At 71.5% G+C, this 19,658-nt stretch carries 17 protein-coding genes; 14 read left to right on the top strand and 3 right to left on the bottom strand.

Annotation, left to right across the window (positions count from 1 at the left end):
• Positions 1–118: 118 nt before the first annotated feature.
• Both STSP_RS08720 and STSP_RS08715 read left to right on the top strand, forming a co-directional pair.
• Entirely contained in the window at positions 119–994 is an 876-nt protein-coding gene (locus STSP_RS08720) for a hypothetical protein (RefSeq protein WP_067274292.1), read from the top strand.
• Between the two features lie 169 nt (positions 995–1,163).
• Positions 1,164–1,493, top strand: a complete 330-nt coding sequence (locus tag STSP_RS08715) for a rhodanese-like domain-containing protein (protein WP_067274289.1) — start codon at positions 1,164–1,166, stop codon at positions 1,491–1,493.
• Positions 1,494–1,539: 46 nt separating this feature from the next.
• On the opposite strand, the gene STSP_RS08710 is transcribed toward STSP_RS08715, so the two are convergent.
• Entirely contained in the window at positions 1,540–2,673 is a 1,134-nt protein-coding gene (locus STSP_RS08710) for an acyl-CoA dehydrogenase family protein (protein ID WP_067274286.1), read from the bottom strand.
• Between the two features lie 359 nt (positions 2,674–3,032).
• On the opposite strand from STSP_RS08710, the gene STSP_RS08705 reads away from it, so the two are divergent.
• From STSP_RS08705 to STSP_RS08695, 3 genes are read left to right on the top strand one after another with little or no spacing between them, the layout of a single operon-like run.
• The gene (locus STSP_RS08705; RefSeq protein ID WP_067274283.1) at positions 3,033–3,872 is read left to right on the top strand and encodes a DUF5819 family protein; all 840 of its coding nucleotides are present in this window, start codon (positions 3,033–3,035) and stop codon (positions 3,870–3,872) included.
• Positions 3,869–5,182, top strand: a complete 1,314-nt coding sequence (locus tag STSP_RS08700; protein ID WP_067274280.1) for an HTTM domain-containing protein — start codon at positions 3,869–3,871, stop codon at positions 5,180–5,182. Before STSP_RS08705 ends, STSP_RS08700 begins: the two co-directional genes overlap by 4 nt.
• Complete coding sequence (locus STSP_RS08695) at positions 5,179–6,027, top strand: TrmH family RNA methyltransferase (RefSeq protein ID WP_078067000.1); 849 nt, start codon at positions 5,179–5,181, stop codon at positions 6,025–6,027. Before STSP_RS08700 ends, STSP_RS08695 begins: the two co-directional genes overlap by 4 nt.
• A gap of 59 nt (positions 6,028–6,086) precedes the next feature.
• Here the strand turns inward: STSP_RS08695 and paaN are convergent, their stop codons facing one another.
• The gene (gene paaN / locus STSP_RS08690; protein WP_067274278.1) at positions 6,087–7,778 is read right to left on the bottom strand and encodes a phenylacetic acid degradation protein PaaN; all 1,692 of its coding nucleotides are present in this window, start codon (positions 7,776–7,778) and stop codon (positions 6,087–6,089) included.
• A 142-nt stretch (positions 7,779–7,920) separates the two neighbouring features.
• Here paaN and STSP_RS08685 point away from each other — a divergent pair, with 142 nt between their 5' ends.
• Complete coding sequence (locus STSP_RS08685) at positions 7,921–9,501, top strand: 3-hydroxyacyl-CoA dehydrogenase (RefSeq protein WP_078066999.1); 1,581 nt, start codon at positions 7,921–7,923, stop codon at positions 9,499–9,501.
• Positions 9,498–10,088 (top strand): TetR/AcrR family transcriptional regulator, encoded by a 591-nt coding sequence (locus tag STSP_RS08680; protein ID WP_067274275.1) that lies wholly within the window; start codon positions 9,498–9,500, stop codon positions 10,086–10,088. Before STSP_RS08685 ends, STSP_RS08680 begins: the two co-directional genes overlap by 4 nt.
• Positions 10,089–10,105: 17 nt before the next feature.
• Here the strand turns inward: STSP_RS08680 and STSP_RS08675 are convergent, their stop codons facing one another.
• Positions 10,106–10,642, bottom strand: a complete 537-nt coding sequence (locus STSP_RS08675; RefSeq protein WP_078066998.1) for an Lrp/AsnC family transcriptional regulator — start codon at positions 10,640–10,642, stop codon at positions 10,106–10,108.
• A 229-nt stretch (positions 10,643–10,871) separates the two neighbouring features.
• Between STSP_RS08675 and pdhA the strand changes: the two genes are divergently transcribed.
• The 7 genes from pdhA (at position 10,872) to STSP_RS08640 (ending at position 19,565) form a co-directional block, all read left to right on the top strand.
• On the top strand, positions 10,872–12,080 hold the full coding sequence (gene pdhA / locus STSP_RS08670) for a pyruvate dehydrogenase (acetyl-transferring) E1 component subunit alpha (protein WP_232789563.1): 1,209 nt from the start codon (positions 10,872–10,874) through the stop codon (positions 12,078–12,080).
• Entirely contained in the window at positions 12,077–13,102 is a 1,026-nt protein-coding gene (locus STSP_RS08665; RefSeq protein ID WP_067274272.1) for an alpha-ketoacid dehydrogenase subunit beta, read from the top strand. The genes pdhA and STSP_RS08665 overlap by 4 nt, the downstream gene beginning before the upstream one ends.
• Positions 13,102–14,796: a dihydrolipoamide acetyltransferase family protein gene (locus STSP_RS08660; RefSeq protein WP_067274269.1), complete on the top strand. Its 1,695-nt coding sequence runs from the start codon at positions 13,102–13,104 to the stop codon at positions 14,794–14,796. The genes STSP_RS08665 and STSP_RS08660 overlap by 1 nt, the downstream gene beginning before the upstream one ends.
• Before the next feature lie 112 nt (positions 14,797–14,908).
• The gene (locus STSP_RS08655) at positions 14,909–15,832 is read left to right on the top strand and encodes an NTP transferase domain-containing protein (RefSeq protein ID WP_067274267.1); all 924 of its coding nucleotides are present in this window, start codon (positions 14,909–14,911) and stop codon (positions 15,830–15,832) included.
• 80 nt (positions 15,833–15,912) lie between these two features.
• A complete protein-coding gene (locus tag STSP_RS08650; protein WP_408646247.1) occupies positions 15,913–17,379 on the top strand; it encodes a molybdopterin molybdotransferase MoeA in 1,467 nt (488 codons plus the stop codon).
• Positions 17,376–18,470: a potassium channel family protein gene (locus STSP_RS08645; protein ID WP_067274264.1), complete on the top strand. Its 1,095-nt coding sequence runs from the start codon at positions 17,376–17,378 to the stop codon at positions 18,468–18,470. The genes STSP_RS08650 and STSP_RS08645 overlap by 4 nt, the downstream gene beginning before the upstream one ends.
• A gap of 117 nt (positions 18,471–18,587) precedes the next feature.
• A complete protein-coding gene (locus STSP_RS08640; RefSeq protein WP_067274261.1) occupies positions 18,588–19,565 on the top strand; it encodes an NAD(P)H-quinone oxidoreductase in 978 nt (325 codons plus the stop codon).
• Positions 19,566–19,658: the final 93 nt, after the last annotated feature.

Here is a 19,658-nt window from a genome sequence, read left to right as displayed (position 1 = left end):
GGAGGGAGGGGGTGGGGGGCGGGGCCCCTCCCCAGGTCGTATGACTGCCGGTCCCGGTCCCTCCCCGCCTTCCCCCAGCCCCAGCCCGCCTTTCGCATCCGTGGCCTAGGCTGGCCCGGTGACCACCCCGGAAGCCGAGACGACCGAGACCGAGCCGCCTGTGCAGGAGCCGCGAGACGAGCGAGCTGCCGCAAGTGAGCGGTCTGGTTCTGATGCGCGGCGGCCCGAGGAGCGGCTCGAGCAGGCCGTGCGCAACGCTGAGCAGGCGCTGATCGAGTACGAGATCGCCGTCGAGACGTTCCGGGTCGAGGTGGAGAATTTCTCCCGGCTGCACCACCAGAAGCTCGGTCCGATGTACGCACGGCTGGATGAGCTCGATGCGCAGATCGCCGAGGCCAGAGCGGCTCGCACCGGTGATCCCGAGGATCTGCGCCGGGCGCAGGAGGCGCGGGCGCGGGTCATGCCGATGCCGGCGGTCGAGGAGCTGTTCCACGACTGGATGGACTCGGAGGGGCTGCGCCCGGAGGCCGCCGCGATGCTCACCGATCAGTCGGTCAGGCCGCCGCAGCGGGTACGCCCGAGCGACGAGGCCCGCAAGCTCTACCGCGAGCTGGCACGCAAGGCGCATCCGGATCTGGCGGACGACGAGCGGGAACGTGACCGGCGCGACGAGTTCATCTCGCGGGTCAACGCCGCGTACGCACATGGTGACGAGGCGTTGCTGCGGGAGCTGGCCGAGGAGTGGGCCGCAGGGCCGGTGCCCGCCGAACGGCGGCCCAGCCCCACCGAAGAGCTGTACGCCCGTCTCGAGTGGCTGGCGCAGCGTAAGGAGCTGCTCACCGTGGTCGCCCGCGAGCTGGAGGAGGGCGCGATCGGCTCGATGCTGCGGCTGGCGCCCGACGACCCCGACCGGCTGCTCGACGAGATCGCCGAGCAGCTGCTGGCCGAGGTCGCGGAGCGCGAGGCGGAGCTGGCGCGGCTGCTGGCCGGTTAGCCGGTCAGGCGGCATCGGCTGCCACGGCGAAGTGCGCAGAGCCTTTCTTCCGCACGAGCTGGCGGCGCGGTCCACTGTGCAGCGGTCCACTGTGCAGCGGTCCGCTGTGCAGCCGTGAATCGGCGAGGCGCGGTCGGGTAGCGTCGGGTTTATGCATTTCGGATCTGGTGTGCCCACGGTCGAGGTCGGCGAGGTGTCGGCCGGCGACTTCCTGCTGGACGTCCGCGAGGATGATGAATGGGAGGCCGGCCACGTCGAGGGGGCGCTGCACATCCCCATCAGTGAGTTCGTGGCCCGGTACGGCGAGCTGACCGAGGCGGCGCCGCAGGACGGCAGGGTTCATGTCATCTGCCGGTCCGGCGGGCGCTCGGCGCAGGTCACGATGTACCTCGTGCAGCAGGGCATCGACGCGGTGAACGTCGATGGCGGTATGCAGGTCTGGGCTGCCGCCGGCCGTCCGGTCGTGGACGCCAAGGGGCAGCCGGGCTTCGTGCTGTAGGGGGCCTGGCGACCACGGCTCAGTCGGTAGGGGCGTAGCGGGCAGGTCAGCTCAGGGCATGGGCGGCGAGCAACTCGCCCAGTGCTTCCTCGTGCGCCGCGGCCGGGCCGAGCGACAGCTCGAGGTGCTTGGCCCAGGCGTGGTAGCGGTGCAGCGGGTAGTCGGTGTCGGCGCCGAAGCCGCCGTGCAGATGCTGGGCGGTCTGCACGACCCGTCGTATGCCGTCCGACGCCCAGATCTTGGCGACCGCCACATCGCCCGACGTGGGCAGCGCGCCCCCAGCGGCCGTGCTGATGCGCCAGGCGGCCTGCCAGAGTGTGGCCTCCATCGCGCGCAGGTCGATGTACCGGTCGGCGGCCTGTACGGCGACGGTCTGGAAGGTGGCGATCGGGAAGCCGAACTGCTCGCGTTTGCCGGTGTACTCGCTGGTCATGGCGAGGACTCGCTCGCCGAGGCCCAGCGCCAGCGCGCAGGTGCCGGTGGCGAGGAGGTTGCGCAGCCTTTCCCAGGCCCCTTCGGCCTCGATGACGTCGCGGGCGCGGATGCGTACCGCGTCCAGGCGAATGTCGCCGAGGCGTTCGCCGCTCGTCGAGACCTGCTCGGCCAGCCCCGTGCCCTCGTGGCCGCGGGAGACGAGCGCCAGGACGGTTCGCCCGTCGCCGGTGTGTGCGGGAACCATGATCAGGTCGGCGCTCTGTGCCCAGGGCACCGCTGTCTGCACGCCGTCCAGCACCCATGCGTCGCCGTCCCGTTCTGCGGTGACGGCGAGTTCGGCCGGGTCGTGGCCGGTACGGCCGTTGGCGGCCACGGTCAGGACGAGATCGCCGCGTGCGGCACGCGGCAGAATGTCACGCTTCAGTTCCTCGCCGCCGTGGGTCTGTACCGCGTATGCCGCGGCGCTGCTCTCCAGCAACGGGACGCGGGCGAGGACCTTCCCGGATTCCCTCAGTACGAGGCAGAGGGCGATGGCGTCCAGGCCGGCGCCGCCGTACTCGGGTCCGAGCAGCAGGCTCAGCAGATCGGCGTCGGCGAGCCTGGCCCACAGCGCCCGGTCGAGGTCTTCGGCGACGGCGCCCGGGGTGAGGGCAGGGCTGGGTACGCCGTCCGGCGTGACTCCCGCGAACACTGCTTGCGCCGCCTCTGCGGCCGCCTGCTGTTCCTCGGTGAAGGTGAAATCCACGGCCTGTCCTCCCGCGATACGGCGACCGATGTGGCACGGGCACGGGCAACTCGGTCGAGCAGTCCAGTGAGCTGGGCAACGTCAACCTGTCTGACGGGGCGTCAAGATAGAACAGGTTCTAAGAGAAGGGAACGGCACGAGCAGATTCCAGAGCCGCACGGTTCTCCGGAGCCGCACCGCTCTCCACCTGCGAACCCTTGACCCTCGGGCGGCCTGTTGCTTCCGTTACGGACGGGACGGGGCTGCGGACTGGCGCCGTAAGGTGTCAACCCTGTGGACAACGTCACGGACCGCTGTGCCCGGCGGGCAGACCTGGGTACCGTCCGGTGCGAAAGTCGGCAATCGGGGATCGGGGCGGAATGGACGCGTACGACGAGGGCTCGAGCGCCCGGGCCGCCCGGCCCGACACGCCCTCCTCCGCCGCTGCACAGCCCGCACCTGCCGAGGCTGAGCCGCCGCCCCTGCCTTTCCAGGCTGAGCCGCCTTTCCAGGCTCAGCCGCCGCCACCCCAAGCACTCCCCGCTCGCCGGGCCGGCATCGCGGCGCTCTCGTTCCGCTACCAGATCGTCGCCGCGCTCGCGCTCGGGACAGTCGCGCTGGCCGCGTGTGCGCACCTCGCGATGGTGTTCCTGCACGTCGCTCCGTCGAACACCGTGACCAAGCAGCACGGGCAGGCGATCGACGACTGGATATATCCGGAGTTCGAGCAGAACTGGAAGCTCTTCGCCCCCAATCCCCTGCAGCAGAACATCTCGGTGCAGGCGAGGGCCGAGGTCCGTACCGCGGACGGAGCCGTCCGGAGGACCGGCTGGTACGACCTCTCCGCGCAGGATGGAGCCGCCATCGACGGCAACCTGCTGCCCAGCCACACCCAGCAGAACGAACTGCGTCGCGCGTGGGACTTCTACGTCTCCTCGCACGACGCCGAGAACCGCCCGGCCGGTCTGCGCGGCGATCTCTCGGAGCGCTACATACGCCGCATCGTCCTGCTGCGTCTCGATCGCGAGAACGCCGGTGGACGAGGCGCTGTCATCGAGCGTGTCCAGGTCCGTTCGAGGACGGCCAATGTGGCGCCGCCCGAGTGGAGCGACGAGAAGATCGACACCCGGCCCGTGTTCCGCGAGCTTCCCTGGTGGCCCGTGACACCGGACGACGTGCCTCTGGCCCGGGACGTGAAGGCTGAGGTGGATGCCCGGTGAACCGTCTCGACCGTCCCGTCGCGTTGCTCTCGCGTGGCATCGCCCGCGTCACCGCGACCGCACTCGGCCCGTACCAGACCGCGGTGATCCGTATCGGCTTCTCCGCCACCTGGCTGCTGTTCCTTCTGCGCGAGCTGCCGAACCGCCATGAGCTGTACGGGCCCGATGGGCCGTGGGACTGGGACATGGCCCAGCAGCTCATAGCGGGCAATCACGCCTTCACGGCGCTGATGTGGTCCGACAGCAGGCTGTGGTTCGAGACGGTCTACGCACTGGCGATGCTCTCCAGCGTCCTGCTGATGCTCGGGTGGCGTACCCGCACCATGTCCGTGCTGTTCATGGTCGGGGTGCTGTCGCTGCAGAACCGCAGCATCTTCATGGGCGACGGCGGCGACAACGTCATTCATCTGATGTCCGTCTATCTGGTGCTCACGCGCTGCGGACAGGTCTGGTCGCTGGACGCACGGCGGCTGCGACGCGCGCAGGCGGCACGCGCGCGTGAGGAGGCACACGCCAGCGAGGAGGCACGCGCGCGTGGCGAGCTTTCCGGTGTGGGCGAGAGAGGGCCTCTGCGGGGCGAGGGCCGGGACCGGATCGGGCCGGTCCTGTGGTGGGTGCTCGGGCTCGCGCTCTCCGTGGTGACGTTCATGGGCGAGCTCCGCTGGGGCTGGCTGCTGATCTTCTGGGGCCTGTGGGCCGTACAGGGACTGTGGTGGGCCGTCGGGCGGCGCGCACCGGGCGGAGAGCCGCGTCTGCTCCTCGATATCGTCGCCAATCTCGTCCACAACGCCGCCCTCTTCGTGATCATGGCCGAGGCCTGTCTGATCTACGCCACGGCCGGCTGGTACAAGATCCAGGGCAGCCGCTGGCAGGACGGCACCGCGGTGTACTACCCGCTCCAGCTCGATTCCTTCTCGCCCTGGCCCGCCCTCTCCGACGCGCTCGCCGCGCACGGCATCCTCGTGATGCTGATGACGTACGGGACGGTCGCGATCCAGGTCGCGTTTCCGTTCACCCTCTTCAACCGGCGCCTCAAGAACGTGCTGCTGGCGGCCATGATCTGCGAGCACGCCGTGATCGCCGTCGTCCTCGGCCTGCCGTTCTTCTCGCTCGCGATGATCACCGCAGACGCCGTCTTCCTGCCGACGTCGTTCCTCAGGCGTGTGGGCCGATGGGCGGCACGCGCGCGTGGAGGGCTGTTTTCGCTGGGGCGCGGTCCCCGGGGGGAACGCAGGATGCCGGGACAGCGCCGGGGCGAGGAGCCGGACCCGGAGGGCGCGGAGCACGCGCGCGTAGGCTTCACGACATGAACGAGCCCCCTGCACCGGTCACCGCGATCTCAACGGACGCGGTACGCACCTGGCGCGGGCTCGCCGGCACGGCCGTACTGCTGGACGGATTCCACGCCCTCAAGCACGCTGTCCGCTTCGGCGCGCAGATTCCCGTCGCCCTGGCCGGCGACCGGGCGGCGGCGCTCCGCCTGGCCGAGGACCTCGCCCCCGACCTGCGGGATCCGCTCGGTGCGCTGCTGGTCGAGGTCACGGACGAGACGCTGCGGGCCCTCGTCCCGCGTATCCACCCCACCGGTGTGGTCGCTCTGGCCATACGCCCCTCGCGTACCGCCAACCTGGAGACGCTGGCGCGTACGCCCCGATCGGCGCCGGTCGTGATGCTCGACAACCCGCGCAATCTCGGCAACGCCGGAGCGGTGATCCGCCTCGCGGCCGGATTCGGGGCGACGGGCGTGGTGACCACCGGCACACTCGACCCCTGGCATCCGACGGTCGTACGCGGCGGCGCAGGACTGCACTTCGCTACGGCGGTGGAGCGACTGGACGTCGCCGATCTGCCGCCGGGGCCGCTGTTCGCGCTCGACGCGGAGGGCGAGGACATCCGCGGTCTGAAGATCCCGGACGACGCGGTCCTCGCCTTCGGCTCTGAGCGGAGCGGGCTGTCCGGCGAAGTCCGCGCGCGGGCGGACCACTTGGTGTCCCTGCCGATGCGTCCTCAGGTCTCCAGCTACAACCTGGCGACCAGCGTGGCCATGGCTCTCTTCCACTGGTCGTCCGCCAGTGGCAGGGAGTTCGGTGGCATGGATGTCCGCGGCACAGACGGCACGGACGACACAGAGCTCGACACGGACCCCCACGTGTGACGAGTAGTGGGTCGCGACGCTGCCGGCAGTGCATCATCGCAACCCACCTCTGAGGGCTCTCAGTTCTCCCGTCGCACCTCCACCACCCGGAACCGGTTCGCCACGAACGCCCCGTCGCACAGAGCCGAGTTCGCCGCCGGGTTGCCGCCCGAGCCGTGGAAGTCGGAGAACGCGGCGGTCTGGTTGACGTATACGCCGCCCGTGAGGTTCAGGGACAGCTGCGCGCACTCCTCCAGACACGCCTCCTCGACCGCCTGGGCGACCTCCTCTGACGTCGTGTACGCACCGACGGTCATCGCTCCCTTGTCGCGCACCGTGCGCCGCAGCAGCTCCACCGCGTCCGCCGCCGAGTCGACCGCCACGGCGAAGGAGACCGGGCCGAAGCACTCGCTCCTATACGCCGCCTCGTCGTCCGGCTTGGCGCCGTCGAGTTTCACGATCAGCGGCGTACGGACCACGGCGTCCGGGAAGTCCGGGTTGCCGATCTCCCGTGACGGCAGGGCGACCTCGCCCAGGCCGGACGCGGCCTCCAGGCGGGCCTTCACATCCGGGTTGACCAGGGCGCCCAGGAGCGCGTTGGCGCGCGCGTCATCGCCCAGCAGGCCGCTCACCGCGGCGGCCAGGTCGGCCACGACCTCGTCGTAGGTCCTGTGGCCTGCGTCCGTGGTGATGCCGTCGCGCGGGATCAGCAGGTTCTGCGGGGTGGTGCACATCTGGCCGCTGTAGAGGGACAGGGAGAAGGCGAGGTTGGCCAGCATGCCCTGGTAGTCGTCGGTGGACTCGACGACGACCGTGTTGACGCCGGCCTTCTCCGTGTAGACCTGCGCCTGGCGGGCGTTGGCCTCGAGCCAGTCGCCGAACGCCGTCGAGCCCGTGTAGTCGATGATCTTGATCTCGGGGCGTACGGCGAGGGTCTTGGCGATGCCCTCGCCCGGGCGCTCGGGGGCCAGGGCCACCAGGTTCGGGTCGAAGCCCGCCTCGGCGAGCACCTCGCGGGCCACCTGCACGGTGAGCGCGAGCGGCAGGACCGCGCGGGGGTGCGGCTTGACCAGCACGGCGTTGCCGGTGGCCAGGGACGCGAAGAGGCCCGGGTAGCCGTTCCAGGTGGGGAAGGTGTTACAGCCGATCACCAGCGCGATGCCGCGCGGCACGGGCGTGAACTGCTTGGTCAGCGCCAGCGGGTCCCGCTTGCCCTGCGGCTTGGTCCACTCCGCGGTGCCCGGCGTCCGGGACTGCTCCGCGTACGCGTACGCCACCGCTTCGAGGCCGCGGTCCTGGGCGTGCGGGCCGCCCGCCTGGAACGCCATCATGAAGGCCTGTCCGCTGGTGTGCATGACGGCGTGCGCGAACTCGTGCGTGCGGGCGCTGATCCGGGCCAGGATCTCCAGACACGTCGCCGCGCGCAGCTCCGCCCCCGCGTCCCGCCACGCGCGCATGCCCGCGCGCATCGCGGTCAGCAGGACGTCGATGTCCGCATGCGGATAGGTGATGCCCAGTGCCGGTCCGTACGGCGAGACCTCGCCGCCGACCCAGTCGTCCGTGCCCGGCTGGCCGAGATCCATACGGCCGCCGAGGAGAGCGTCGAAGGCGGCCTTGCCGTCGGCCGCGCTGAGGCTGCCGTTCTCGCCGTAGGCCTTGGGGTGCTCGGGGTGCGGGGACCAGTACGCGCGCGTGCGGATCGTTTCCAGCGCCTGGTCGAGAGTGGGCCGGTGCTTGTCGATCAGCTGATGCGCGGTGAGTTCGGCGGTCATCGGGGACCAACTCCTCCCCGGCTCCTCGTCGAGCCGGCGGCTGGGCAGGAACGGACGGACAGAGTTAGAGTAACCGAACGATCGGTCGGGACAAGGGGATCCGCCGAGCCTGTGGATAACCCGGTGCGGGAGGATCGCGAACATGACAGGACCCGACGCCGACCGCTCCGGCCCCGGCCGTTCCGGCACCGGCCGCTCCGGCCCCGATCCTGCCGGTCCCAGCCCCGGCACCCCGGTCGGCATAGTCGGCGCCGGCACCATGGGCCAGGGCATAGCCCAGGTGGCGCTGGTCGCCGGACATCCGGTGCGGCTGCACGACGCCGCGCCCGGCCGCGCGAAAGCGGCGGCCGAGGCGATCGACGCCCGGCTCGGCCGGCTGGTGGACAAGGGCAGGCTGACCGGTGCGGAACGCGACGCGGCGACCGCCCGTCTGCAGCCTGTGGAAAGCCTGGCCGAGCTCGCCGGATCCGGCCTCGTCGTCGAGGCGGTCGTCGAGCGGCTCGACGTCAAGCAGCAGCTGTTCCGCGAGCTCGAGGACGTCGTCGGCGACGACTGCCTGCTGGCCACCAACACCTCGTCGCTGTCCGTCACGGCGATCGCCGGCGCCCTGCGCGAACCCGGCCGGTTCGTCGGGCTGCACTTCTTCAATCCGGCACCGCTGATGCCGCTCGTCGAGGTCGTCTCCGGCTTCGCGACGGACACGGCATCGGCCACGCGCGCGTACGAGACGGCCCGCTCCTGGGGCAAGACCCCGGTGGCCTGCGCCGACACCCCCGGTTTCATCGTGAACCGCATCGCGCGCCCCTTCTACGCCGAGGCCTTCACGGTGTACGAGAACCAGGGCGCCGACCCCGCCACGATCGACGCGGTGCTCCGGGAGTCGGGCGGTTTCCGGATGGGCGCGTTCGAGCTGACCGACCTCATCGGGCAGGACGTCAACGAAGCCGTCACGCGCTCCGTGTGGGAGTCCTTCTTCCAGGACGCGCGCTTCGCCCCGTCGCTCGCCCAGCGCCGCCTCGTCGAGGCCGGGATGCTGGGCCGCAAGTCGGGCCGCGGCTGGTACGCGTACGGGGACGGCGCGAAGCGGCCCGAGCCGCACACCGCCGAACCGGCCGAGCCTCCGGCGTACGTCCTCGCCGAGGGCGATCTCGGCCCCGCCCACGACCTGCTCGCGCTGATCCGCGAGGCGGGCATCACGGTGCGCGAGGAGGGCGAGGATCAGGGCACGCGGCTGGTGCTGCCCGGCGGCGGACAACTGGCGCTCGCGGACGGCCGGACGTCCGTCGAGTTCCGCGACGTCGTCTACTTCGACCTGGCGCTCGACTACCGCGCGGCGACCCGGATCGCCCTGTCGGCCTCGCAGGACACCTCCGCGCGGACGGTCGCCGAGGCCACCGGACTCTTCCAGGCGCTCGGCAAGGACGTCAGCATCATCGGCGATGTGCCGGGCATGATCGTCGCCCGCACCGTCGCCCGGCTCATCGACCTGGCCCTCGACGCCGTCGCCAAGGGCGTGGCCACGGCGGAGGACATCGACACGGCGATGCTGCTGGGCGTCAACTACCCGCTGGGTCCCGTCGAATGGAGCCGAAGGCTCGGCAGGAACTGGGCGTACGCCCTGCTGGACGATCTGCACCGGCGTGATCCGTCCGGGCGCTGCGCGCCGTCACTGGCCCTCTACCGTCACGCGTACGCCTCCGAGAAGCGGGAGTCCGCCTCATGACCGCCGCCAAGCGCGACACCTACACCCCCGAGACGCTGCTCTCCGTCGCCGTCGAGGTCTTCATCCAGCGCGGCTACGACGGCACGTCCATGGAGCATCTCTCCAAGGCGGCGGGCATCTCGAAGTCGTCGATCTACCACCATGTCGCGGGCAAGGAGGAGTTGCTGCGGCGGGCCGTCAGCCGGGCGCTCGACGGGCTGTTCGGGATCCTCGACGAGGAGCACGCGCGCGTGGGGCGCGCCGTGGAGCGTCTCGAGTACGTGACGCGCCGCATGGTGGAGGTCCTCATCGCGGAACTGCCGTACGTGACACTGCTGCTGCGTGTGCGCGGCAACACCGGCACCGAGCGATGGGCCCTGGAGCGCCGCCGCGAATTCGACCACAGGGTGGCCGATCTGCTGAAGGCCGCGGCCGCCGACGGCGACGTACGGGGCGACATAGAGGTCCGGCTGGCGACCCGGCTGGTGTTCGGCATGATCAACTCGATCGTGGAGTGGTACCGGCCCGACGTCCGCGGCGCCGGGGTACAGGAAATCGCCGACGCCGTCGTGCAGTTGGTCTTCTCGGGGCTTCGCAAGGAGGGCTGAGGCGCGGCCGCGGCCGCTCAGCTCTCCGCGTCCAGGTCGTCCTCCTCGAAGACCAGCAACGTGCGCGTGCTGAGCACTTCGGGGATGGCCTGGAGCTTGGTGAGCACCACATCGCGCAGCGCCCTGGTGTCCGATGTGTGCACCAGCAGCAAAACGTCGAAGTCACCGCTCACCAGGGCGATGTGCGCGGCCTCCGGCAGGGCCCGCAGCTGTTCGCGGACCGTGCGCCAGGAGTTCTGCACGATCTTGAGGGTGATGTAGGCGGATGCGCCCTGCCCGGCCCGCTCGTGGTCGATGCGGGCGCTGAACCCGCGGATCACTCCGTCCTCGATGAGCCGGTTGATACGGGCATAGGCGTTGGCCCGGGACACATGGACGCGGTCCGCCACCGAACGGATCGACGCCCGGCCGTCCGCCTGGAGCAACTGCAGGATGTCGCGGTCTATGGCGTCCAGGGGCCGGGGCCGGCTCATCTCCGGACGGTCGGCCGGGGCACGGGACGGGCCGTCCGGACGGTCGGACTCCATCCCTTCGGCCATTCGTTCAGATGCCATGTCCCCCCGCCTCTCTACCATGGACGTACTGCCTCTATCCCAGGTTGTGGAAAACCGATTGTCCACAGCCTGGAGCTGCCTGTAGCCAAAATGTGCCGACGACCGAACAATCGGTAGGTGAGGCGCATCACACGCCGCGCCTCTCGGACGCTCCCACGAGGAGACCTCCCCCGGCTCCCCCGAGCCGGGGGCACAGCACGAGGAGGTGCACGCGGTGAAGAGTCGCAGCCTGACGGTCATGGATCAGCGGGGCGCTTACCGGCCCGCTCCGCCCCCGGCCTGGCAGCCCCGTACGGACCCGGCGCCGCTGCTGCCCGACGCGGAGCCGTACCGTGTGCTGGGCACCGAGGCCGCCCGCAAGGCCGAGCCCGGGCTGCTGCGCCGCCTGTACGCGGAGCTGGTGCGCGGTCGCAGGTACAACGCGCAGGCCACGGCCCTGACCAAGCAGGGCCGTCTCGCCGTCTACCCGTCGAGCACCGGCCAGGAGGCCTGCCAGGTCGCGGCCGCGCTGGCCCTGGAGGACCGGGACTGGCTCTTCCCCAGCTACCGCGACACGCTCGCCGCCATAGCCCGCGGCCTCGACCCCGTCCAGGCGCTCTCCTTGCTCCGCGGCGACTGGCACACCGGCTACGACCCGCGCGAACACCGCATCGCCCCCCTCTGCACGCCTCTGGCGACGCAGCTGCCGCACGCCGTGGGCCTCGCCCATGCCGCCCGCCTCAAAGGCGACGACGTGGTCGCGCTGGCCATGGTGGGCGACGGCGGCACCAGCGAGGGCGACTTCCACGAGGCGCTGAACTTCGCCGCGGTGTGGCAGGCGCCAGTTGTCTTCCTCGTCCAGAACAACGGCTTCGCGATCTCCGTGCCCCTCGCCAAGCAGACCGCGGCCCCGTCGCTCGCCCACAAGGCCGTCGGCTACGGCATGCCGGGGCGGCTCGTGGACGGCAACGACGCGGTCGCGCTGCACGAGGTGCTCACCGATGCCGTGCGGCACGCGCGCGCGGGCGGCGGCCCGACTCTCGTCGAGGCGGTGACCTACCGCATCGACGCCCATACGAACGCCGACGACGCCACGCGCTACCGCCACGACGAAGAGGTCGAGGCCTGGCGCCGGCATGACCCGATCGCACTGGTGGAGCGCGAGCTCACCGAGCGCGGGCTGCTCGACGAGGACGCGGTGCGCGAGGCCCGCGAGAACGCCGAGGCGATGGCCGCGGACCTGCGCGCCCGCATGAACCAGGAACCCCGGCTCGACCCCATGGACCTCTTCGCCCACGTGTACGCCGAGCCCACCTCGCAACTGCATGAGCAGGCAGCCCAGTTGCGGGCCGAACTGGCCGCGGAGGCGCCGGACATCCCCGATATCGCGGACACCCCAGATACCGCGGGCACCACCCCCGATATCGCGGACACGACGCTGAAAGGGACCGGACGATGACCACCGTCGCAGCCAAACCGGCCGCCGTCGCCGCCAAGCCCGCCACCATGGCGCAGGCTCTCGGGCGGGCACTGCACGACGCGATGGCCGAGGACCCGGCGGTGCACGTGATGGGCGAGGACGTCGGGACGCTCGGCGGCGTCTTCCGGGTCACCGACGGGCTCGCCAGGGAGTTCGGCGACGACCGCTGCACGGACACCCCGCTCGCGGAGGCCGGCATCCTGGGGACGGCCGTCGGCATGGCGATGTACGGGCTGCGGCCCGTGGTGGAGATGCAGTTCGACGCCTTCGCCTACCCCGCCTTCGAACAGCTCGTCTCCCATGTCGCCCGCATGCGGAACCGCACCAAGGGCAGGATGCCGCTGCCCCTCACCGTGCGCGTGCCCTACGGAGGCGGCATCGGCGGCGTCGAGCACCACAGCGACTCCTCCGAGGCCTACTACATGGCGACGCCCGGTATCCACGTCGTCACGCCTGCCACGGTCGCCGACGCCTATGGGCTGCTGCGGGAATCCATCGCCTCCGACGACCCGGTGGTCTTCCTGGAGCCGAAGCGCCTGTACTGGTCCAAGGCCGACTGGAACCCCGAGCACCCGCTGGCCGTTGAACCGATAGGCCGCGCGGTGGTGCGGCGCCCCGGCCGGAGCGCCACACTCATCACGTACGGCCCGTCGGTGCCCGTCTGCCTGGAGGCGGCCGAGGCGGCGCGGGCCGAGGGCTGGGACCTCGAAGTCGTCGATCTGCGTTCCCTGGTGCCGTTCGACGACGAGACGGTGTGCGCTTCGGTGCGGCGGACCGGGCGCGCGGTCGTCGTCCACGAGTCGGGCGGGTTCGGCGGTCCGGGAGGGGAGATCGCGGCGCGGGTCACCGAGCGCTGCTTCCACCACCTCGAGGCGCCGGTGCTGCGCGTGACCGGGTTCGACATCCCGTATCCGCCGCCTATGCTCGAGCGGCACCACCTGCCTGGCGTCGACCGGGTCCTGGACGCCGTGGCACGGCTGCAGTGGGAGGCGGAGAGCTGATGGCGCAGGCTTCTGAGATGCACAGCCTTGAATTCAGACTGCCTGACCTGGGTGAAGGGCTCACCGAGGCGGAGATCGTCCACTGGCTGGTGGAGGTCGGCGATCTCGTGGCCGTCGACCAGCCGGTCGTCGAGGTGGAGACCGCCAAGGCGATGATCGAAGTCCCGTGCCCGTACGCGGGCGTGGTGACCGCGCGCTTCGGCGAGGAGGGCACGGAACTGCCCGTGGGCGCCCCCCTGCTGACGGTGGCGGTGGGTGCGCCTGCCGCTGGTGCAGCCGGTGCAGCTGGTGATGGAGCAGCCGGGGGCGGTTCGGCCGGGGGCGAGCCGGGAGAATCGGTCCGGGGAGCGGGGTCGGGCGGAACAGCGCCGGTCGGCGCGCGGCCGTCCCCCAGCCCGCGGCCGACGCCGAGCCCGAGCCCGCGGCCGTCCACGAGCCCGAGCCCGTCCGGCTCATCCGGCTTGTCCGGCTCGTCCGGAGGCGATGCGTCGGGCAACGTCCTCGTCGGCTACGGCACGGGCGCGGCACCGGCGCGACGCAGAAGGGTCCGGCCGGCGGCTCCCTCCCCCGAGGTCTCGCCTTCGCTCGAGCAGGGGGTACCGCCATCGGCGGCCGAGGCACAGGCGACCTCCGGAGCACCCGTGCGCGATGAGGGCCCGGTGCCGGTCATGTCGCCCCTCGTACGGAAACTGGCCCGGGAACATGGCCTGGATCTGCATGAATTGGCCGGCTCCGGACCCGATGGGCTGATCACGCGTGCCGACGTCGAGGACGCCGTACGGGCCGCGGGGCGAGCCGGTGAGCGGCCCCGTACAGGGCTCGGCGTCCCGGCACCGGGCGAGACCGAGGCGGTGCGGGCCGGGCGTGGCCTCGCGGAGCCCGCGGAGCCGGCGGTGCTGCAAACGGGACACGCCCCCGCTGCGGAGCCCGTGGCACCGGGGGCCGGGGCAACCGCCTCCGGGATCGCCGATGCCTCCGGCGTCCGCGTTCCGCTGCGCGGCGTCCGTGGCGCGGTCGCCGACAAGCTGTCGCGCAGCCGCCGCGAGATACCCGACGCGACCTGCTGGGTGGACGCGGACGCCACGGAACTGATGCAGGCCCTTGCAGCCATGCGGAGCTACTCGGCGCAAGACGCCCGGCCGCCCGAGACGGGCGGCCAGAAGATCTCGCTCCTCGCCCTGCTCGCCCGCATCTGCACCGCTGCCCTCGCACGCCATCCGGAGCTCAACTCCAAGGTGGACATGGAGGCCCGCGAGATCGTGCAGCTCGACCGGGTACACCTGGGGTTCGCCGCGCAGACCGACCGCGGGCTCGTCGTGCCCGTCGTGCGGGATGCGCACACGCGGAACGCGGAGTCCCTGAGCGCGGAGATCGCCCGGCTGACCGAGTCGGCCCGGGCCGGGACGCTGACCCCGGGGGAGCTCACCGGCGGCACCTTCACGCTGAACAACTACGGCGTCTTCGGGGTCGACGGCTCCACGCCGATCATCAACCACCCGGAGGCCGCCATGCTGGGGGTGGGCCGGATCGCTCCCAAGCCTTGGGTGCACCAAGGCGAGTTGGCGGTGCGGAAGGTCGTACAGCTCTCGCTGACCTTCGACCACCGGGTCTGCGACGGCGGCACGGCGGGAGGCTTCCTGCGCTACGTGGCGGATTGCGTGGAACAGCCGGCGGTGCTGCTGCGCACGCTGTGAGCCCCGGCTGCCAAACGGTGAGCCCGGGCCCTTGAAGGTGCGTCCTGCGACGGCTTCTTACGATGCGGTCGTGGGGGATGGCAATGATCCTCGAGGGGCCCATACTCGGGACATGAGCGCGTACGAGGCCGAGCCGCAGCCCGACCCCGAGCCCCAGGCCGACCCCGACCCCCAGGCCGTACCCATGGCGCACTACGACGCCGTGATCCTCGCCGGGGGCGCCGCGCGGCGGCTCGGCGGCGCCGACAAACCGGCGCTGCGCGTGGGCGGCCGGGCCCTGCTCGACCGGGTGCTGGCGGCCTGCGCAGGTGCCTCCACCACCGTCGTGGTGGCCGGGCGCAGGCCTACCGTGCGGCCTGTGGTGTGGGCGCGAGAGGATCCGCCGGGGGCCGGCCCCCTTGCCGCACTCGACGCGGGACTGCGCCGCACGACGGCTGAGAGCGTGGTCGTCCTCTCCGCGGACCTGCCGTTCCTGGACGAGGACACGGTGCGTCGCCTGCTGACCACCCTCCGGGCGCGAGACGCCGAAGGTGCGGTGCTGACCGACCGCGGCGGCCGGGACCAGCCGCTCGTCGCGGCCTACCGGAGCGAGCCGTTGCGCCGCGAGCTGGCGCTGCTCGCGGCCGAGTACGGCGGGCTGACCGGTCTGCCCCTGCGGCTGCTCACCGCGGAGCTCGAACTCACGCGTATCGCGGACCCCGTCGCGTCGTTCGACTGCGACACCTGGGAGGACGTGGCTGCCGCCCGGGCACGTATCAGGGAGCATGGGCACGTGTTGGATGAATGGATTACCGCAGTCAAGGACGAGCTGGGCATCGACCTGGACGTCGACATCCGCCTGCTGCTCGATCTGGCCCGGGATGCGGCGCACGGCGTCGACCGGCCCGCGGCGCCGCTGACGACGTTCCTCGTCGGGTACGCGGCTGCCCAGGGCAAGGGCGGGCCGGAAGCCGTGGCCGAGGCGGCCCGCAAGGCAGCGGCTCTCGCGGACCGTTGGGCGAACGAGAGCCGGCCCGACGCACCGGACGCCGGATGACCGGGCAGCAGGCCGATCCGACCAAGCTGACCGGGAGGGATCAGGGCGCCTCCCCGCCCGTCGATGCCGACGATCTCGACATGGACGAGGCCATCGCCCTGGCGAGCGGGGCCCTGGCTTCAGCGGCAGGCGACCGCGCGCCCCACTCCGCCCGCGCCACAGCCCATTCCGGAGAGGCCGAACACCACGGTCACCAGGCCCACCAGGCCGCGCACGCCGACCACGAAGGCGAGTCTGCCGGATCCCGCGAAGGCCCATCCGCCGGATCGGAGCAGGCCGGTCGGCCCTCCTCCGATCCGCCCCCGGGCCACACAACGCACACGACCAAGCAGCGGCACGATCGCCACTCCGCCACGCCCTGGCCCGAGGCGCGCGCCATCGCCGCCCGGGCGGCCCGCTCCGTGTCGCCTCCCGCCCCGGTCCCCGTACCGCTCGAGGCCGCGCTCGGGCTGGTTCTCGCCGCGCCCCTCACGGCGCTCACCGACCTGCCGTCCTTCGACTCCTCGGCCATGGACGGCTGGGCCGTGGCGGGGCCCGGTCCCTGGGACGTACGCGCGGACGGGATCCTCGCGGGCCATGAGGAACCGGAGCAGCTCGACGACGGCGAGGCGGTCCGCATCGCCACCGGCGCCCGGGTGCCGGGGGACGCGACCGCCGTCGTCCGCACCGAGCACGGGCGCCTCGACGACAAGGGCCGTCTGCATGCCCAGCGCGAGGTGGTCCCAGGCCAGGACATCCGGCCCCGCGGACAGGAATGCCGCACCGGCGACCAGCTGCTGCCGCCCGGCACGCTGGTGACCCCGGCGGTGCTGGGGCTCGCCGCGGCCGCGGGGTACGACGAGCTGGTTACGGTCCCGAGGCCCCGCGTCGACGTCCTCGTCCTGGGCGACGAGTTGCTGACCGAGGGGCGGCCTCGCGACGGGCTCATCCGGGATGCACTCGGCCCCATGCTCCCGCCCTGGCTGCGCGCGCTCGGCGCGGACGTGGTGTCCAGCCGCCGACTGGGCGACGACGCCGAGGCGCTGTACTCGGCGATCTCGACGTCCGACGCCGACCTGATCCTCACGACCGGTGGAACGGCCGCGGGCCCAGTCGACCATGTCCACCCCACGCTGAGCCGCCTCGGCGCCGAGCTCCTTGTGAACGGCGTGAAGGTGCGTCCCGGTCACCCGATGCTGCTGGCCCGCACCAAGGAGAACCAGCACCTCGTGGGCCTGCCGGGCAATCCCCTGGCGGCCGTCTCCGGGCTGCTGACGCTCGCCGAGCCCCTGCTGCGGGTGCTCGCCGGCCAGGCGCCCCCCGAGCCGTACACGGTGCCGGTGCGTGACGCCGTGCACGGGCACCCGCATGACACGCGGCTGGTGCCCGTCGTGATCCGGGCCGACAGGGCGGTGCCGCTGCACTACTACGGTCCGGCGATGCTGCGCGGTATCGCCGGGGCCGACGCTCTTGCCGTCGTACCGCCGGGCGGCGCGCAGCCGGGGCAGAGCGTCGAAATTCTTGATCTTCCGTGGGCGCTGTCCGGAATCGGGGTGTGTTTCACGTGAAACTTCCGCGCCAGGACGCGATCGCTCGCCAGGCCGACGAACATCTCGTCACGCACCAGGTGAAGCTCCCCCGGGTCGTCGAACGCCCCCTGCGCCAGGTCGCCAAGCGGGTTGCGATGGCCTTGGCGGTGCTGGTCGGGACCGCCTTCATCGTGTACGCGGACAGCGGCGGTTACAACGACAACTCCGACGGCCGAGTCGACCTGCTCGACGCCTTCTACTACGCGACCGTCACCCTCTCCACCACCGGATACGGCGACATCACACCGGTGAGTGATGCGGCCCGGTTCACGAACATCTTCGTCATCACGCCGCTTCGCGTGCTGTTTCTGATCATCCTGGTCGGCACGACTCTCGAGGTTCTCACCGAACGGACCCGGGAGGAGTTCCGGCTGAACCGCTGGAGGTCCAACTTGCGTGACCACACCGTCGTCATCGGCTTCGGGACCAAGGGCCGCTCTGCGATCCAGACCGTGTGCGCGACGGGGCTGAAGCGGGAACAGGTCGTGGTCGTCGACCCCAGTGAGAAAGCCATCGACTCCGCGACGGCCAGCGGATACACGGGCATCGTCGGCGACGCGACCCGCAGTGACGTACTGCTGCGCGCCGAGGCGCAGAAGGCACGCCAGATCATCATCGCCACCCAGCGCGACGACACCGCAGTCCTGGTCACCCTCACCGCCCGGCAGCTCAACCGCGCGGCGAAGATCGTGGCCGCGGTCCGTGAGGAGGAGAACGCCCCGCTGCTGCGCCAGTCCGGGGCGGACGTGGTGATCACGAGCGCCAGTGCCGCCGGTCGCCTGCTCGGCCTGTCCGTCCTGAGTCCCAGCGCTGGCATGGTGCTGGAGGATCTCATCCAGCAGGGCAGCGGTCTCGACATCGTCGAGCGGCCGGTCATAAAGGCCGAGGTGGGACACGGGCCGCGGGAGGTGGAGGACCTGGTGGTCAGCGTGGTACGCGGCCATCGTGTGCTCGGCTACGACGATCCGTCCGTCGGGACGCTGAAGCTGACGGACCGCCTGATCACCATCGTCCGTGCCACTCCGGGCACCCGGGTCATGCCGGACACGCGTCCGCTGCCGCAGGACTGAGCGCGACGAAGCCGGTCGGGGACGCAACGAAGTCGGGCCGCGGCGAAGTCGGCCCGAAGGGCCGGAGCGGGGTCGGGGCCGGAGGTTCGGGCAGGAGGCAGGAGTAGCCTCGCCGCCATGCATGCGATCACGATCCCTGAACCCGGCGGCCCCGAAGCGCTCGTGTGGGCCGAGGTCCCCGATCCCGTACCCGGCGAGGGGGAGGTTCTGGTCGAGGTGGCGGCCAGCGCGGTCAACCGCGCAGACCTGCTGCAGCGGCAGGGCTTCTACGACCCGCCGCCCGGCGCGTCCCCCTACCCCGGGCTCGAGTGTTCCGGCCGCATCGCCGCGCTGGGCCCCGGAGTCTCGGGCTGGGCGGTCGGCGACGAGGTGTGCGGGCTGCTCGCGGGCGGCGGTTACGCCGAGAAGGTGGCTGTTCCCGTGGGGCAGCTGCTGCCCGTGCCCGAAGGCGTCGACCTCGTCACGGCGGCCGCTCTGCCGGAGGTGACGTGCACTGTCTGGTCGAACGTCTTCATGATCGCCCATCTGCGGCCCGGTGAGACGCTGCTCGTGCACGGCGGATCGAGCGGCATCGGCACCATGGCGATCCAGCTCGCGAAGGCGGTCGGTGCCAAGGTCGCGGTCACGGCGGGCGGCAAGGAGAAGCTGCAGCGCTGCGCGGAGCTCGGCGCAGACATCCTCATCGACTACCGCGAGCAGGACTTCGTCGAGGAGGTGCGTGCCGCTACGGACGGCGCGGGAGCCGACGTCATCCTCGACATCATCGGTGCCAAGTACCTGGACCGGAATGTGAAGGCCCTGGCGGTCAACGGCCGGCTCGCGATCATCGGGATGCAGGGCGGTATCAAGGCCGAGCTGAACATCGCGACCCTGCTGAACAAACGCGGCGCCATCACCGCGACCTCGCTGCGCGGGCGCCCGGTGCACGAGAAGGCCGCGATCGTCGCGGCGGTGCGTGAGCACGTGTGGCCACTGATCGGTGGCGGCCATGTGCGTCCGGTCGTTGACCGTACGGTGCCGATGAGCGAGGCCGCCGGGGCCCATCGCGTACTGGAGGAGAGCACGCACACGGGGAAGGTGGTGCTCACCCGCTAGCAGCAGCGGATGAACCCTCCCGGGCGTATCCCTGGCGTACCAGGGAGCCAAACGGGTCAAGCGGCACGCCCGGATTGTCGTGAGATGTGACGA

It is taken from the genome of Streptomyces jeddahensis, assembly GCF_001642995.1.
Taxonomy (GTDB): Bacteria; Actinomycetota; Actinomycetes; order Streptomycetales; family Streptomycetaceae; genus Streptomyces; species Streptomyces jeddahensis.
Note: the sequence above shows the minus strand (reverse complement) of the source record. Positions and strands in the feature narration are given on the sequence as shown.